Genomic DNA, 14082 nt, shown 5'->3' on the forward strand with positions numbered 1-14082 from the left:
TCATGATACCGACGGTTGGCCGTTCTCCGGCATCACGGTCGCTCGATCCGCGGCCGGGCTCGTCGGCGCCGGGTCCCCGGCCGAGCCATGCACCGGATCGTGCGAGGGCTTCAACTTCGGCTTCGGCAGCATCGCGGGGCGCCAGCGCCGATGCATCCAGAGCCACTGGCCGGGATTCTCGAGGATCCACCCCTCGATCTCCCGCGTCATCGCCTGCATCGCACCCTGGACGTCGATGGCGCCGGAGGCATCGCGCGGCAGGTCGAGGGGAGGCGTCAGTTCGAGGTGGAACCGAGTTCCCCCGCGGCGGACGACGCGCGCGCCGTGCACCGGACACTCGTAATGGCGGGCGAGCTTGCCGAGCAGCGGGTTGACCAGCACGGGCTTGCCGAAGAACTCCACCACCACGCCCCGGGTGAAGTGCTGGTCGATGAGCTGGCCGAGATGGCCGCCGCGCTCGACCACGCCCTGCATGGCGAAAACCGCGCCCTGCCCGGCCGCCGCGAGGCCCCCCATGGTCTGGCGCCGGACCTCCTGCACGAGGCGGGCGGAAGCCGCATCGTTGGGGGGACGGAAGATCGCCGTCGCGTCGAGGCCGAACTGCGCCGCGCAGATCGCGGGCAATTCCCAGTTCGCCAGGTGGGCGGAGAAGATCAGGCCCGGTTTGCCGTCGTCGCGCAGGTCGGCGAAGTGTGTCTCGCCCGCGACCGTGATGCGCCCGGGGGCCGTGAGGTCCGCCGGATCGAGATCGAACAGGGTGTGAAGATGGGCGTATTCCGCGCCGGTGCGGCCGAGATTGTTCCAGGCCTCCAAGGCGAGCGCGCGGATCGCCGCCGCATCGCGTTCAGGGAAGGCGGCGCGCAAGTTGGCGACCGCGGTGCGGTGGGCCGGCAGGAACGGCCCGACCGTCCGGGCGACCCATCCGCCGACCCGGCTCGCCCGCTCCGCCCCGAGCAGGCGCGCCAGCCAGAACAGACCCCGGATCAGGGGGATCATCGCGAGCCCGGCGAGCCGCGGCAGGTGACGCTTCAGAACGAGGGCAAGGCGGAGCAAAACGAATCCCGTGACGCGGGGCGTTCCGTCGACGACCCTGATCCCTGGCATAATTCATTTTAGCCTTTGACGGCACCCATGTGCGCTGCAACTCAGAGCGTCACCAGGATTTTGCCGAAGACCTTGCGGGATTCCAGGCGTTCCAGGCCCTGCGCGAAATCGGCCAGCGGCAGGACCGTGTCCACGACCGGGGTGATGCCTTGCGCCATCTTGGCCATGGCGTCGCGGATATTGGCCATGGAGCAGCCGAACGAGCCGGTGATGCGGTATTGCTGCTGGAACAGCTGCATCAGGTTCATGGTGGTCGAGACGCCCGAGGTCGAGCCGCAGGTGACGAGGCGGCCGCCGCGCTTGAGGCACAGGAGCGAGCCGTTCCAGGTGTCCGGTCCGACATGCTCGAACACCACGTCGACGCCCTTGCGCTTGGTCAGGCGACGCACCTCGCCCTCGAAGCGCTCGTCGCGATAGTTGATGACGTGGTCGGCCCCGAGCGCCCTGGCCTTCTCGCCCTTGGCGGCGTCGCCCACGGTGGTGAACACCGTGCAGCCGATGGCCTTGGCCATCTTGATCGCCGCCGTACCGATACCGGAGCCGCCGGCATGGACGAGGATGCTCTCGCCGGGCTCCAGGCGGGCATTGTCGAACAGCATGTGCTGCACGGTTCCGAAGGCCACGGGGGCACAGGCCGCGTCGGTGAAGCTGACGCCGTCCGGGATCTTGACCACGAGGCGGGCCTGCATGGTGACGCGCTCGCGGGCGAAGCCGTCGATGTGGAAGCCCATGACGCCGGAGACGTCCTCGCACAGGTTGTCACGCCCCTCCCGACAGGCCCTGCACCGCCCGCAGGTTTGGGCGCCGTACATCGCCACCCGGTCGCCCTCGGCCAGATCCGCGACGCCCTCGCCGACGCAGACGATCTCGCCCGAGGCTTCGGCCCCCACGGTGAGGGGAAGCTTGCGCTTGGCGAAGGCCATGCCGCGAAAGCCCCAGACGTCGATGAAGTTGAGGCCCACGGCGCGCACGCGGATCTGGACCTCGCCGGGGCCGGGGGCGGCGGGCTCCGCGACGTCTTCGAGGCGCAGGTCGCGGTCGCCGTGGAGCTGAAGGGCTTGCATGGGGCTCTTTTCTCTTCGCGGGCGCATCCGAATACCCTCCCCCTCTGCGGAGGAGGGTGCCCGTGGAGCAGGCGGGCGAGGGGCGCCCTGTCCGGAGATGGCGCTCCCCTCACCCGACCCGCTGGTGCGGGCCCCCCTCTCCCGCCGAGTGGAGAGGGGAATGCGGTGATGCCGCTCTGGCTAACCTTCGTGGCACGGGGCATCAACCCGTCGGCCCGCATTCACTCCGGCGACAGATAGCGCCGCCGGGCCCAGCCGAGGATCGGGCCGGCTTTGACCCGGCACCAGGTCAGCCCGCTCGGGGTGTCGGCGGTGCAGCCGAAGCCGCGCAGGCGGGCGCCCACCGGCGCCTGCCCGAGGGCGGGGGCAGCCGCGTCCGGCGTCTCGCGGATGCTGAGGGTCTCGCCGCGTGGAAGGCCGTCGACCCGGTACGCCTCGGCGGCCGAGGCCGGGACAGCGGCAAGCAGGGCCAGGACCAGCGCGGCTGAGATGGCGGACGAGAGGCGCGAGAACATGGGACGGCTTGGTCTCAGGTGCGGTGGACGCCCATCATGGCGGTGAGGCCGCCATCGACCGGCAGAACCGTCCCGGTGATGTAGGCCGCGCCCTCGCCCATCAGGAAAGCCGCGAGGGCCGCCACGTCCTCGGGCCTCGCAAAGCGGCCGGCGGGAATCTGGCGCTCCATGGTGGCGCGATAGGCGGCATAAGGCGCCATCATCTCGGTGTCGATGAAGCCCGGCGCGATCACGTTGACGGTGACACCGCGCTTGGCCGATTCGATCGCGAGCGTCCGGCAATAGGCGATCAGGGCGCCCTTGGTGGCCGCATAGGCCGCGTTGCCCGGACTGGCCTGCAGGGCCGCCACCGAGCCGATGGCGACGATGCGCCCGGAACGCCCCCGGATCATGCCCCGCACGAGGGATTTCGCCAGGCGGGTGAGCGACCAGAAATTCACCTGCATGGCCGCCTCGGCCCGGTCCTGGTCCAGCATCGCCGCGAGTGCATCGGAGGATTGGCCGGCATTGTGGACATAGCCGTAGAAGCGCTCGTCCTCGATCCGGTCGCAGAAGGCGTCGAGCGCGGGCCGGTCCGCGAGGTCCAGGGCTTCGGCGGTGATCGCGCGGCCGGGATACGTCGCGACGAGATCCGCCACGAGGGCCTCGGCCGCAGCGCCGGAGGAGCGATACGTGAAGGTGACATCGTGTCCGGCGGCGGCGAGCGCCCGCACGATGGCGGCTCCGAGGCCCGAGGCGCCGCCGGTGACGAGGACGCGCGTATGGGATTCGGGGCGCAGGTCCGTCTTCATGCCGGCTCGTCCGCCAGCACGAGACAGGTGTTCTGGCCACCGAAGCCGAACGAGTTCGAGAGAACCCGGCGCACCGGAACGTCGCGGGCTTGCGCTACGATGTCGAGGGGGATGGCCGGGTCGGGCATCGCGTAATTGATGGTCGGCGGAATGCGGCCATGCGTGATGGTGAGGAGCGAGATCACCGCCTCCACCGCTCCGGCGGCCGTGAGGGTGTGCCCGATCATCGACTTGTTGGAGGACACCGGCAGGGTGCGGATGCGGTCGCCGAAGACGGCGGCGCAGCTCATCGCTTCCATCTTGTCGTTCTCGGGCGTCGAGGTGCCGTGGGCGTTCACGGTGTCGATGGCGTCGGGTTCCGTACCGGCATCGTCCAGGGCCGCGCGGATCGCCGCGATGCCGGGGGCGCCGTCGGGGCTCGACCGAGTGCGGTGGAAGCCGTCGCCCTTCTCGCCGCAGCCGAGCACGTAGCCAAGGATCTTCGCGCCCCGGGCGCGTGCGGCCTCCGCGTCCTCCAACACCAGGGCGCCGGCGCCCTCGCCCATCACGAAGCCGTCACGATTCTTCGAGAACGGCTTCGAGGCCGCCTCCGGCGGGTCGTTCTGGGTGGAGAGGGCGGAGAGCAGCGAGAAGCGAATCAGCGATTCCGGGTTCACCGAGCCGTCGGTGCCGATGCAGAGGGCGGCCTTCACCTCGCCGCGCCGGATCGCCTCGACCCCGAGCTGGATCGCGGTGGCGCCCGACGAGCATGCGGTGGAGAGCGAGATCGGCGAGCCCTTGGTGCCGAAGCGGTCGGCGATGTGGTCGGCCACCGTGCCGAAGATGAAGAGGTCGTGCCAGGCGTCGAAGCGCCGGCTCGCAGCGGCGCGCTGCAGGTCGGTATAGGTGATCGGGCCGTTCTGGCCGGAGGCCTCGGCCAGGGCTTGGCGCTGCGGCCATTCGATCTCCACCGGGGGCACGGCGATGAACAGGGCGCCGGGAAAGTCGCCGGGGCGGCCGAGGCCCGATTGCGCTATAGCCTCGTCGGCGGCTTCCTCCGCGAAGCGCTGCGACAGGGCGGGGGCGACCAGCGGATCGGTGTCGAGGAAGTCGACGGTGCCGGCGATGCGGGTGCGCAGGCCCTCTGTGGGAAAGCGCCGAATGGCGTGGATCCCTGAGCGGCCGGCCGTGAGGGCGGCCCAGTTGTCGGCCTGCCCCTGGCCGAGGGAGGTGACGATGCCGAGACCTGTCACCGCCACCAGCGGCCGGCCCTTCGTGTCCCGATTCGTCGCGTGCCGGGGAGATGGGTTCGTCATCGCGCCGTTCTACACCGTTCTTTGCAAGGGCCCTTCGCCCATTGTGGCCGCTCCGATCGAATCGGCATCTCAGGGCGCCGTGACTCGGATCACGCCCTCGCCGCGGCAATGGCCCACCACCGTCACGGCGACTTCGCGCAGACCTGTCTCCGAGACCAGGGCCGCCGCCAGCGCCGCCCCGAAGGGCGCCGTGGTCTCGAGGCTGTGGCCCGTTACGTCGCCCAGCGCTGTCACGGGAATTCCCGGGGCGAGGCGCGCCAGGGCCGCGCCCTCCTCCGCGGTGATCGGGGCGACTCCGGTGGCCCCGGAGATCACGGCGTCCGGGGCGTCGAGGCCGGTGCTGGCCCAGAGCGCGGCGAGGCTGGCTTCGGTGCTGCCGGGCTGCCGCCGGGTTCGGTCACTCGCCACGATGTCGAGGCGTGCCAGCGCCTTTGCCCCGCGCGCTGCCGCATGCTCGGCCGTCTCCAGCACCAGGAAGGCCGCGGCGCTTCCGAGGATGAAGCCGGCCTCGCTGTCCGGTGTCCGGTCGAAGACCGGGCGGAAATCGTGGGCGCGCAGGTAGCCGCCCATCTCGTGAATGACCATCACGTCGGGACGTTCGGCGCTGTAGGAGCCGCCCACCAGCATGCACTCGACCTGCCCCGAGGCGATCCGCGCCTGGGCGATGCGCAGCGCGTCGGTGCCGCAGGCCTCCTCGCCCATGAAGGTGCGCGAGGCCCCCGTGACCCCGTGGACGATGCCGATATTGCCGGCGAGCAGGTTCGAGAGCTGGGCCAGGAAGAGGGTCGGGCGCAGGTCGTTCTGGAGATGCTCGTTGAGGTAGGCGCCCGGATCGGCCGCTTCGCGCAGGCCGGTGAGGATGGCGCCATCGACCGCGGTGTCGCGCTCGCCACCGCCCGCCGAGACCACGAGGTGCATGCGGCTCTTCAGGTCGGCATCGCCCTTCACCCCGGCGGATTCGAGGGCGAGGCCGGCGGCGTAGACGCCGAGGCGCTGCCAGGGCTCCATCTGGCGCTGATCCGATTTCTTCGGGATCTGTCCGTCGAGGGCGATCGGCGCGACCGGATGCACGGTGTAGGGCGCGAACGTCTCGGTGTCCGTCCGCGCGGGGGCACCCGCTGCCAAGACCGCCAGATGGATCGCAACGCCCTCGCCCGCGCAGGAGACGAGACCGATGCCGGTAACGACGACGTCGTGCGCAATACTCATGTCAGGACGCTCATGCAGGCTCCCCCGCGAGATCGAACAGGCCGATCCTGCGGGCCCGCTCGCGCATCGGCCCGTCGAGCCCGGCCGGGAACGGCATGGTGCGGAAGCGCAGTTCGGCATTGGCCAGCGGCTTGCCGTCGTGGCGGATCGCTGCCTTGGTCACCGCGTAGCCCGAACCGTCATGCTCCAGGCTGGCCTCGATCTGGAGTTCGGCGCCGGGGCCGACGAAGGCACGGAAACGCGCCTTGTCGACGCCCATCAGGAACGGCATCTGCCGGAAGCCCAGATGCGCGAGGACGAGGTAGCCCGAGGCTTGCGCCATGGTCTCGGTGAGCAGCACGCCGGGCACCAGCGGATGGTCGGGAAAATGCCCCTCGAAGACCGGGCTCTCCATCGGCACGCGGGCCAGGGCCTCGATCCGGCCGGCCTCGCGGTCGAACCGGGTCACGGCGTCGATCATCTCGAAGTATTCGAGGCGCATGGCGTCCAGATCCCGTGCGGGCGGGTTTTCGAAGAGGCCGCGCCGGATGGTCAGGACGGCCGAGATCACGCCTGCGGTCAGGCTTTGGCGGCCTTCTCGGCCACCAGGGCGTCGATGCGGGCGCACAGGTTCTTGAGGACGAAGTACTCCTCGGCCGGCACCTTGCCCTCGTTGACCTCCTGGGTCCAACGCTCGAGCGGGAGCTTGATGCCGAAGGCCTTGTCCACCGCGAAGGCGATATCGAGGAAGGCGAGCGAATCGATCCCGAGATCGTCGATGGCGTGGCTCTCGGGCGTGATCGTGTCGCGCGGGATGTCGGCGGTGTCGGCGATGATGTCCGCGACGCGGTCGAAAGTGGCGGTATGGGTCTGGTCGGACATGCGTTCTCGCCGTGTGACTGGGTATCCCGCCGGAATCGGCCCATGCCGATCGGGGGCCGGAGTGATCCGGCGCATGATGCCCGGTGCCCCCGGTCGCGCAGCATGCCCCGTGAGCCGGCGTCTCCGCCGACCCTGGACAGGGAAGGCGGTCCCTTACACGAGGGGGGTAGGACGGGCAACCTTGGCCATCACGGCGTCGCGATCCGGCCCTCGTCTCCATTCCGATCCTGCGCGAATGGCCTAGATGCACGCCGAGGAACGCCAGGATGCCGCGCGGGCGGCCGTTCCGCATAAGGTCGAGCAGGACGATGGCACACCCTCCCTCCCTTACGTCCCCAGTGACGCATCCCGACGGCGCCCTTGACCCACGCGTCGCACCCGACCTTCCGCCGAGTGCGGGGGCACACCCCCTGTCCGGGGCAGCACAGGGCGTCGCTCGACTCGCCCTCGTCGTCGTTCTCGCGGGGCTCGGCCTCTGGGTCCTGCACCACTTCATCCCGGCCCTGGTCTGGGCGGTGATCCTGGCGATCGCGCTGGGTCCCCTCTACGCCCGTGCCGAACGACGGTGGCCGCCGGGCGGTCACAACATCGCCCTGCCGGCTCTGTTCACGGCGGGCGTGGCGCTGGTCTTCCTGATCCCTCTCGTCGTGCTGGGGGTGCAGGCGGCCCGCGAGGCTCACGACGTGGCCGGTTGGGTCCGCTCCTTCGAGGAGACCGGCATTCCCGTGCCGGATTTGCTGGGTCATCTGCCCTTCGGGGCGGCGCAGGCGCAGGCCTGGTGGGCGGAGACCCTGAGCCACCCGGCGGCGGGCTCGGAGTTGCTGCAGCATTTCGACAAGTCCGCAGTGCTCGGCGCGACGCGCAGCCTCGGGGCCGAGATCGTCCGCCGCACCGTGCTGTTCGGCTTCAGCCTGGTGGCCCTGTTCTTCCTGTTCCGGGACCGGCGCACGGTCGTGGCTCAGGTTCTCACGGCCAGCGCCAAGCTGTTCGGCCCGCGCGGCGAGCGGGTGGCACGCCAGATGGTCGCCTCGGTTCACGGCACCGTGAACGGACTGGTCCTGGTCGGACTCGGCGAGGGCGTGCTGCTCGGAATCGTCTATTTCTTTGCCGGTGTACCGCATCCGGTACTGCTCGGGGCGCTGACGGCGGTCGCCGCCATGATCCCGTTCGGCGCACCCTTGGTCTTCGGCCTTGCGGCGGCGTTCCTGCTCGCCAACGGTGCGGTGGTACCGGCGGCGGTCGTGGTGGCAGCGGGCCTCGTCGTCACCTTCGTGGCGGACCACTTCGTGCGCCCGGCGCTGATCGGCGGCACCACCCGCCTGCCCTTCCTCTGGGTGCTGCTCGGCATCCTGGGCGGGGTCGAGACGTTCGGGCTGCTCGGCCTGTTCCTCGGCCCGGCCGTGATGGCGGCGCTGATCCTGCTGTGGCGGGATTTCACCTACGGCGCAGAGATCGAGGAGCCCCGGGCCTGAGCCCGGGGGCGCGGCGGTTCAGGCCGGGCGCGGCAGCTTGCAGCTGTCGAGGGCGTTCAGGGCTTTGGCCCGGGCGGAGTCGTTAAAGTAGCCGGTGCTGCGGTAGGCATCCAGCTCAGACTTGTCGAGGGTGGCGAGGGTCTGGTTCGCGTAGCAGCCGCAGGGGCGGGCCAGCGAGACCTCGGACACATTCTGCAGGCGGGCCTGGGTGACGGTGCAGGCGTGACGCACGCGGCCGGTCAGGTTGCTCGCCGATGCGGTCTTCAGCGCCGGATCGGGGGTGTAGCCTTCCAGCGACGCGGTCGGGCCGGGCTTGTTGGCATTGCAGGCGGCAACGAGCGAGAGCAGGCCAGCGGCGAGGAGGAGCCGGCCGGTGCGCGGGGCGATGAGGCGCATGGGATCGATGGGTCCGTGAAAGCGATTCGGGAACGAACCGGTTTCCCGTGAGGGTCCCGCCCGCGCAAGGGCGCCGGGGCCACAGTGGAGACGCAAATGCCGCCGCCCCGAAGGGGCTGCGGCGCGCGTATCCAGACTGTCCGACGCTGTCGGAATCTTCGATCAACCGATGCGATCGGGCTTTCGGCATCAGCCGACGATGTCGGAATCCTGGAAGAACTGGGCGATCTCGGCCTTGGCGTTCTCGAGGCTGTCCGAACCGTGGACGGTGTTCTCGCCGACCGACTCGGAGAAGGTCTTGCGGATGGTACCCTCATCGGCATTTGCCGGGTTGGTGGCGCCCATCACTTCGCGGTACTTCGCGACGGCGTTGTCGCCCTCGAGCACCTGCACGACGACCGGACCCGAGGTCATGAACTCGACCAGCTCGCCGAAGAACGGGCGCTCCTTATGGATTTCGTAGAACTTCTCGGCCTGGGCGCGGCTCATCTGGATGCGGCGCTGGCCGACGATGCGTAGGCCCGCCTTCTCGATCACGGCATTGACCGCGCCGGTCAGGTTCCGCTTCGTCGCGTCGGGCTTGAGAATGGAGAAGGTGCGCTCGGTGGCCATGGTCCGTCCGGGTGTGATCGCTCAGCCGAAAATGGCTTCGGCGCCGGGCTTATAGCGGGCAGGCTCCCTCCCCTCAACCCGAGGCGGGATTACTGGGGATAACCGGTCCGACGGAGCGCGATTCTCGGCGAACATGGCTTTGGCGCAACAATGCCGGAAAAACGCCCGATTGCGGAGGCCTCCTGTGGCCAGACGATCACGGCCCCCTCTTCCGCAATAAAACGCCATACGGAGACCAGGACATGCGCGTCGCCCTCACCGCCGCCTTCATCCTCGCCGGCCTCGCTCCCGCCGCCGCGGCACCGACCCAGGACCCGACGGGCACCTGGCTCACCGGCGACGGCCGCGCCAAGGTGCGCATCGACCGATGCGGGCCGGGTGCCGCCAACATCTGCGGCAAGGTGGTCTGGGCCAAGACCGCCACCAACGAGGATGGCAGCCCGCGCACGGACTTCAAGAATCCCGATCCGAAGAAGCGCAGCCGGCCGGTGGTCGGCCTGACGCTCCTCGATAACCTGAAGCCCGAGGAAACCAAGTTCTCCGGCGAGATCTACAACGCCGACGAGGGCAAGATGTACCAGGTCAGCCTGGAGCGCGAGAGCAGCTCCGAGCTGTCGGTCTCGGGGTGCCTGCTCAAGGTGCTGTGCGGCTCGCAGACCTGGACCCGGGTGCCGGACGTGAACCAGCAGGCTTCCGCCCAGCCGGAGCCGGTCCCCGCCGTGAAGGCCGCGCCTAAGGCCACCAAGGCGGCCCCGGCCAAGCCGGCGGTCGTGCCCGCCGAGTAGTCCGGCCGGCGCGGAGCGGCGGTCTCAGACCGCCGCGAACCCGCGCTGCACCGCCGGCCGTGCCATCACGCGGTCGAGCCAGGCTCGCACATGGGGCACGCTGGCCAGTTCGATGCTCTGCTTCTCGTGGTACTTGGCCCAGGGCAGGATCGCGATGTCGGCGATCGAGTAATCGCCCGCCACGTAGTCCCGCTCCGCGAGGTGCCGGTCGAGCACGCCGTAGAGGCGTTGGGCCTCCGTCGTGAAGCGCTCGATGGCATAGGGGATCTTCTCCTGTGCGTAGATGCGGAAATGGTGGACCTGGCCAAGCATCGGCCCGAAGCCCGCCACCTGCCAGAACAGCCACTCGTCCACCGCCACCCGTGCCCGCTCGTCGGCCGGATACAGGCATCCGGTCTTGCGCCCGAGATATTGCAGGATGGCGCCCGATTCGAACACCGTGATGGGCTCGCCCCCCGGCCCGTCGGGATCGACGATGGCCGGGATCTTGTTGTTCGGCGAGATCTTCAGGAAGTCCGGGGCCATCTGATCCCCGCGCCCGATATTCACCGGCACCACCCGGTAGGGCAGCCCGCACTCCTCCAGCATGATCGGGATCTTCCAGCCGTTCGGCGTGCTCCAGGTGTGCACGTCGATGGGTTTTCCCGGCGCGTGTGCCATGCGGTTCTTATCCAGCCCAGTTCAGGCCCGCTCGATTCGCCGAAACAATCCGGGATGCGGGCGGAAGGTTGCAGACTCCGTGCCATGGACACGGGGCCGTGGCACAGGCGACGACACGAGCAGTGGATCGCCCGGGAAGCCGCGAGAATGGTGCTTGCCACCGCTCAGGGTTGTGGCTGTGATGCGGCCGGCCCGCTGCACGGCGGCGCCCAAGCGTCCCGGGGGTCGTCATGCTGTCATTCCGTTCGCGTCGCACCGCTGCTTTGTTCGCGGCCTTCGGGCTTCTGGCAAGTCCCCTCATCCTGACGAGTCCCGTCATCACCGGCGGTGCGCTGGCGCAGGCCGCGCCGAAGCCCGCGAAGGAACTCAGCGTCGGCCAGAGTGCCGCGCGCGAGCGCCAGAAGAAATGTGGCGCCGAGTGGCGCGCCCTCTCGGTCGCCGACAAGGCCACCCAGGGACCGAAATGGCCGCAATATTATAGCAAGTGCGTGAAGCGCCTGAAGCAGGTGAAGGCCTGAGGGGTTCGACGCCCGTTTCCCTTCGCCGACCTGATGCTTTCCTGAGCGTGTAAGGAACGCAAGCCTGACCGCACCGGTTTCCGAAGCGGTCGGGTGATGCGGTGGCGGGATGGAACGATGCGGGAGCGGCGGGCGCTGCAGCGTGCGGTGGCATTGGTGGCCCTGGTTCCGGTGGCCTCCGGCCTCTACGGCGTGCTGTTCGGCCTGAACGGCCTCGGCCGTACCGGGCTCGTCGACGTGTCCGCCGACAGCCACTTCCGTTACCTGTCCGGCCTGCACATGGGCATCGGCATCCTGTTCTGGACCTGTGTGCCCGGCATCGCGGCGAAGACGACGCTGTTTCGGTTTCTCACGCTGGTGGTGGCCCTCGGCGGGCTCGCCCGCCTGCTCGGATGGGCGCTGACCGGGCTGCCGTCGGTCCTGATGCTGGCCGCCCTCGCGGTCGAGCTGGTTGTCACCCCCCTGCTCTGCCTGTGGCAGGCCCGGGTCGCGGCGCGGTATGGGGCCGACCCGTCCAGTCCGGACTTCACTCATCGAGACCTCTCTCATGAGGGGCTGGCCCGTCAGGCCGCATCGCGCAGGGCCGCCGGGTGAGCGACCTCGCCGAGGCACGCCCCCACCCGGTGGATCGGGGCCTCGCCCTGTTGGAGCGCTTCGTCCCGAAGCCCAGCGCCTGGGCCTTCGCCGTGCGGATCTGGCTCGCCATGATCCTGGCGCTGTACGCGGCTTTCTGGCTGCAGCTCTCCAGCGCATCCTCGGCCGCCGTCTGCGTGGCCATCCTGGCGCAGCCGACCCGCGGCCAGGCGCTCTCGAAGGCGGTTTACCGCTTCCTCGGCACCCTCGTGGGCGCGGTCGTGGCAATCGTCCTGATGGCGCTGTTCGCGCAGGACCGTGTCGTGCTCCTCGTGGCCTTCGCGACCTGGCTCGGCCTCTGCGTCTTCACCGCCCACTTCCTCCAGGACACCCGCGCTTACGGCGCCATGCTGTCCGGCTACACCGTGGCGATCATCGCCATTGCGCATATCGACAGTCCGCAGAACACCCTCGATGCCGCCGTCGACCGCGTCGCGGCGATCACCCTCGGCATCGTGGCGATCACCTTCATCAACGATGCCCTCGGATCTCCGAGCATCTGGCGCTCGGTGCGCGATGCGCTTGCGGGCGCCATCGGGGAAACCCGGACCTTCGCCCGTGAGACCCTGATGCGGGGCGATCCCGGCTCCGAGCGCGCGGCGGCGCTGATCCGCAGGATCGCCGCCATGCGGGGCGATGCCAGCGCCATCGCGGGCGAACTCGATGACGGCCCGGATCGAGCCGCCGGCGCCCGCAGCGCCATCGCGGGCCTCTACGTGATGGCCGCCGCCGCCCGCCATCTCCGGGCCGCCCTGGCGCGCCTGGACGAAACGTCGCCCGCCTTGGAGGAGGCGCGCCGCCTCTGCCTCGAACTCACCGAGCCGGAGGGCGATCCGGACCGGGCGGTGGACCGGCTTTCCGTCCTCGTCGAGTCTGCGATGCGCGACGGCGCAGTGCCGCTCGATGCGATCCTGGCCCTGCAGCGCGCCCTCGATTTCGCCCGTGCGTCCGGTTTCGCGCAGGACGGTTACCGATCCCTGGCCGAGGGCGGACGGCCACGTCGAGACGTTCCCCTCCCGACGCACCGCGACGTGCCGGAAGCCCTTCGGGGGGCGATGCGGGTGGCGATCGCCTTCGGCCTCAGCGCTCTCCTCCTCATCCATGCCGGCTGGCCTGCGACCTCTTTCGCCCTGGTGCAGGTCGCCTCCACCTGTGCCCTGTCGTCGATCACGCCGGACCCGCGAGCCTTCGCCAAGGGCGTGCTCATCGGCATGCCGCTGGCGGCCCTCTGCGCCGGCCTCGTGCTGTACGGCGCCCTGGCGGGGGTGCAGGGCTTCCCCCTGCTGGCCATCGCCATGGCGCCAGTGGTGTTCACGGCCTGCTTCCTCAGCCTCAATCCGCCGACCTTCGGCATCGGTTTCATCCTGCTGGTGTTCTTCCCCGTGCTGCTCTCCCCCTCGAACCCGCAGACCTACGATCCGCAGGGTTTCCTCACCAACGCCTTCCTGGTCATCGTCGCGGCGCTGATCCTGTTCTTCACCGTTCGGATCATCCTGCCCATCTCCGCCGGTCGCCACCGGATCTTTGCCCTCGATTCGGCCCGGCGCGCCCTGGTGGATGCGCTCGCCGGCCGCGGCGGCGACGCCACGACGCGGACCAGCCTCAACAGTGACCGCCTGCTGCAATTCGCTCGCTGGAGTTCGGGCAGCAGCGCCGTGCGCGCCTCCAGCCTCGACCGGGCCTTCGACCTGGCGCGGATGGAATCCGCCGCCGCCCGCGCCCACGCGCAATTGCGCGGTCTGGCGCAGGACCCGTCGCTCGCCGCCCTTGCCGTGCTGGCGGCCGCCGCCATCACGGCCGCGGATGCCGCCGGCATGCGGGCCTCCGCCCGGGCGCTGCTGGCGGCGGGACGCGATGCCGTGCCGGCGACGCGGATGCATCTGGCCCGCGCGGTGAGCGACCTGACCACCGCCGCGCACGTGATCGAGAGCCAGGGACGGTTCCTTCGCCGCCTCGGCATCGGGGCCGCCTGATGCGCAGCGACCTGAATGTCGGAGGCATCCTGATCTCGCCCTTCGTGGCCTATGCCGCCGGGGCCCTGGCCATCCTCGTGCTCCTGCGCCTCCTGTTCGCGCGCTTCCGCGTCAGCCGGTACGTTGCCAATCCACCGCTTGCGGAGGCCGGCCTCTACGTCTGCATCCTCGCCCTCCTGATCGTGTTCCTGTGA

17 protein-coding genes are annotated in these 14082 nt (G+C 69.9%); 6 read left to right on the forward strand and 11 right to left on the reverse strand.

Going from position 1 to position 14082, the window contains the following annotated elements:
- The 8 genes from ASF60_RS09705 to ASF60_RS09740 all read right to left on the reverse strand — a co-directional run bounded on the left by ASF60_RS09705 (position 1) and on the right by ASF60_RS09740 (position 6839).
- Complete coding sequence (locus tag ASF60_RS09705; RefSeq protein WP_082507841.1) at positions 1 to 1053, reverse strand: lipid A biosynthesis lauroyl acyltransferase; 1053 nt, start codon at positions 1051 to 1053, stop codon at positions 1 to 3.
- A gap of 92 nt (positions 1054 to 1145) precedes the next feature.
- The gene (locus ASF60_RS09710; protein ID WP_056183838.1) at positions 1146 to 2168 is read right to left on the reverse strand and encodes a zinc-binding dehydrogenase; all 1023 of its coding nucleotides are present in this window, start codon (positions 2166 to 2168) and stop codon (positions 1146 to 1148) included.
- A gap of 221 nt (positions 2169 to 2389) precedes the next feature.
- Positions 2390 to 2683, reverse strand: a complete 294-nt coding sequence (locus ASF60_RS09715; protein WP_056183840.1) for an SH3 domain-containing protein — start codon at positions 2681 to 2683, stop codon at positions 2390 to 2392.
- Positions 2684 to 2697: 14 nt separating this feature from the next.
- Positions 2698 to 3474 carry an SDR family NAD(P)-dependent oxidoreductase gene (locus ASF60_RS09720; protein ID WP_056183842.1) on the reverse strand — a complete coding sequence of 259 codons (777 nt, stop codon included), beginning with the start codon at positions 3472 to 3474 and terminating at the stop codon, positions 2698 to 2700.
- Positions 3471 to 4769 carry a beta-ketoacyl-ACP synthase gene (locus ASF60_RS09725; RefSeq protein WP_056183844.1) on the reverse strand — a complete coding sequence of 433 codons (1299 nt, stop codon included), beginning with the start codon at positions 4767 to 4769 and terminating at the stop codon, positions 3471 to 3473. Before ASF60_RS09725 ends, ASF60_RS09720 begins: the two co-directional genes overlap by 4 nt.
- Before the next feature lie 69 nt (positions 4770 to 4838).
- Entirely contained in the window at positions 4839 to 5978 is a 1140-nt protein-coding gene (locus tag ASF60_RS09730; RefSeq protein WP_056183846.1) for a beta-ketoacyl-ACP synthase, read from the reverse strand.
- Between the two features lie 10 nt (positions 5979 to 5988).
- A complete protein-coding gene (locus tag ASF60_RS09735) occupies positions 5989 to 6459 on the reverse strand; it encodes a 3-hydroxyacyl-ACP dehydratase FabZ family protein (protein WP_056184313.1) in 471 nt (156 codons plus the stop codon).
- A gap of 77 nt (positions 6460 to 6536) precedes the next feature.
- Positions 6537 to 6839, reverse strand: a complete 303-nt coding sequence (locus ASF60_RS09740; RefSeq protein WP_055949487.1) for an acyl carrier protein — start codon at positions 6837 to 6839, stop codon at positions 6537 to 6539.
- Positions 6840 to 7147: 308 nt separating this feature from the next.
- Here ASF60_RS09740 and ASF60_RS09745 point away from each other — a divergent pair, with 308 nt between their 5' ends.
- Entirely contained in the window at positions 7148 to 8311 is a 1164-nt protein-coding gene (locus ASF60_RS09745) for an AI-2E family transporter (RefSeq protein ID WP_082507842.1), read from the forward strand.
- Between the two features lie 18 nt (positions 8312 to 8329).
- Here the strand turns inward: ASF60_RS09745 and ASF60_RS09750 are convergent, their stop codons facing one another.
- Both ASF60_RS09750 and ndk read right to left on the reverse strand, forming a co-directional pair.
- Complete coding sequence (locus tag ASF60_RS09750) at positions 8330 to 8707, reverse strand: hypothetical protein (protein WP_056183847.1); 378 nt, start codon at positions 8705 to 8707, stop codon at positions 8330 to 8332.
- A 189-nt stretch (positions 8708 to 8896) separates the two neighbouring features.
- Entirely contained in the window at positions 8897 to 9319 is a 423-nt protein-coding gene (ndk, locus tag ASF60_RS09755) for a nucleoside-diphosphate kinase (protein ID WP_056183849.1), read from the reverse strand.
- Between the two features lie 242 nt (positions 9320 to 9561).
- Between ndk and ASF60_RS09760 the strand changes: the two genes are divergently transcribed.
- Positions 9562 to 10104, forward strand: a complete 543-nt coding sequence (locus ASF60_RS09760; RefSeq protein ID WP_056183851.1) for a DUF2147 domain-containing protein — start codon at positions 9562 to 9564, stop codon at positions 10102 to 10104.
- Between the two features lie 24 nt (positions 10105 to 10128).
- Here ASF60_RS09760 and ASF60_RS09765 read toward each other — a convergent pair whose 3' ends face one another.
- Complete coding sequence (locus tag ASF60_RS09765) at positions 10129 to 10764, reverse strand: glutathione S-transferase N-terminal domain-containing protein (RefSeq protein ID WP_056183854.1); 636 nt, start codon at positions 10762 to 10764, stop codon at positions 10129 to 10131.
- A 230-nt stretch (positions 10765 to 10994) separates the two neighbouring features.
- Between ASF60_RS09765 and ASF60_RS09770 the strand changes: the two genes are divergently transcribed.
- The 4 genes from ASF60_RS09770 (at position 10995) to ASF60_RS09785 (ending at position 14082) form a co-directional block, all read left to right on the forward strand.
- Positions 10995 to 11282 carry a hypothetical protein gene (locus ASF60_RS09770; protein ID WP_156633970.1) on the forward strand — a complete coding sequence of 96 codons (288 nt, stop codon included), beginning with the start codon at positions 10995 to 10997 and terminating at the stop codon, positions 11280 to 11282.
- A 117-nt stretch (positions 11283 to 11399) separates the two neighbouring features.
- Positions 11400 to 11876 carry a DUF4345 domain-containing protein gene (locus ASF60_RS09775; RefSeq protein ID WP_056183857.1) on the forward strand — a complete coding sequence of 159 codons (477 nt, stop codon included), beginning with the start codon at positions 11400 to 11402 and terminating at the stop codon, positions 11874 to 11876.
- The gene (locus tag ASF60_RS09780; protein ID WP_056183860.1) at positions 11873 to 13888 is read left to right on the forward strand and encodes an FUSC family protein; all 2016 of its coding nucleotides are present in this window, start codon (positions 11873 to 11875) and stop codon (positions 13886 to 13888) included. The genes ASF60_RS09775 and ASF60_RS09780 overlap by 4 nt, the downstream gene beginning before the upstream one ends.
- Positions 13888 to 14082 (forward strand): DUF1656 domain-containing protein, encoded by a 195-nt coding sequence (locus tag ASF60_RS09785; RefSeq protein WP_056183862.1) that lies wholly within the window; start codon positions 13888 to 13890, stop codon positions 14080 to 14082. Before ASF60_RS09780 ends, ASF60_RS09785 begins: the two co-directional genes overlap by 1 nt.

It is taken from the genome of Methylobacterium sp. Leaf113, from assembly GCF_001423325.1.
Lineage (GTDB): Bacteria > Pseudomonadota > Alphaproteobacteria > Rhizobiales > Beijerinckiaceae > Methylobacterium.

Coding starts and splice junctions, on each gene's coding strand:
- ASF60_RS09740 (WP_055949487.1), bottom strand. CDS start 6,839: ATGTCCGACCAGACCCATACCGCCACTTTCGACCGCGTCGCGGACATC.
- ASF60_RS09730 (WP_056183846.1), bottom strand. CDS start 5,978: ATGAGTATTGCGCACGACGTCGTCGTTACCGGCATCGGTCTCGTCTCC.
- ASF60_RS09750 (WP_056183847.1), bottom strand. CDS start 8,707: ATGCGCCTCATCGCCCCGCGCACCGGCCGGCTCCTCCTCGCCGCTGGC.
- ASF60_RS09715 (WP_056183840.1), bottom strand. CDS start 2,683: ATGTTCTCGCGCCTCTCGTCCGCCATCTCAGCCGCGCTGGTCCTGGCC.
- ASF60_RS09775 (WP_056183857.1), top strand. CDS start 11,400: ATGCGGGAGCGGCGGGCGCTGCAGCGTGCGGTGGCATTGGTGGCCCTG.
- ASF60_RS09760 (WP_056183851.1), top strand. CDS start 9,562: ATGCGCGTCGCCCTCACCGCCGCCTTCATCCTCGCCGGCCTCGCTCCC.
- ASF60_RS09710 (WP_056183838.1), bottom strand. CDS start 2,168: ATGCAAGCCCTTCAGCTCCACGGCGACCGCGACCTGCGCCTCGAAGAC.
- ASF60_RS09785 (WP_056183862.1), top strand. CDS start 13,888: ATGCGCAGCGACCTGAATGTCGGAGGCATCCTGATCTCGCCCTTCGTG.
- ASF60_RS09720 (WP_056183842.1), bottom strand. CDS start 3,474: ATGAAGACGGACCTGCGCCCCGAATCCCATACGCGCGTCCTCGTCACC.
- ASF60_RS09770 (WP_156633970.1), top strand. CDS start 10,995: ATGCTGTCATTCCGTTCGCGTCGCACCGCTGCTTTGTTCGCGGCCTTC.
- ASF60_RS09735 (WP_056184313.1), bottom strand. CDS start 6,459: ATGCGCCTCGAATACTTCGAGATGATCGACGCCGTGACCCGGTTCGAC.
- ASF60_RS09765 (WP_056183854.1), bottom strand. CDS start 10,764: ATGGCACACGCGCCGGGAAAACCCATCGACGTGCACACCTGGAGCACG.
- ASF60_RS09745 (WP_082507842.1), top strand. CDS start 7,148: ATGGCACACCCTCCCTCCCTTACGTCCCCAGTGACGCATCCCGACGGC.
- ndk (WP_056183849.1), bottom strand. CDS start 9,319: ATGGCCACCGAGCGCACCTTCTCCATTCTCAAGCCCGACGCGACGAAG.
- ASF60_RS09725 (WP_056183844.1), bottom strand. CDS start 4,769: ATGACGAACCCATCTCCCCGGCACGCGACGAATCGGGACACGAAGGGC.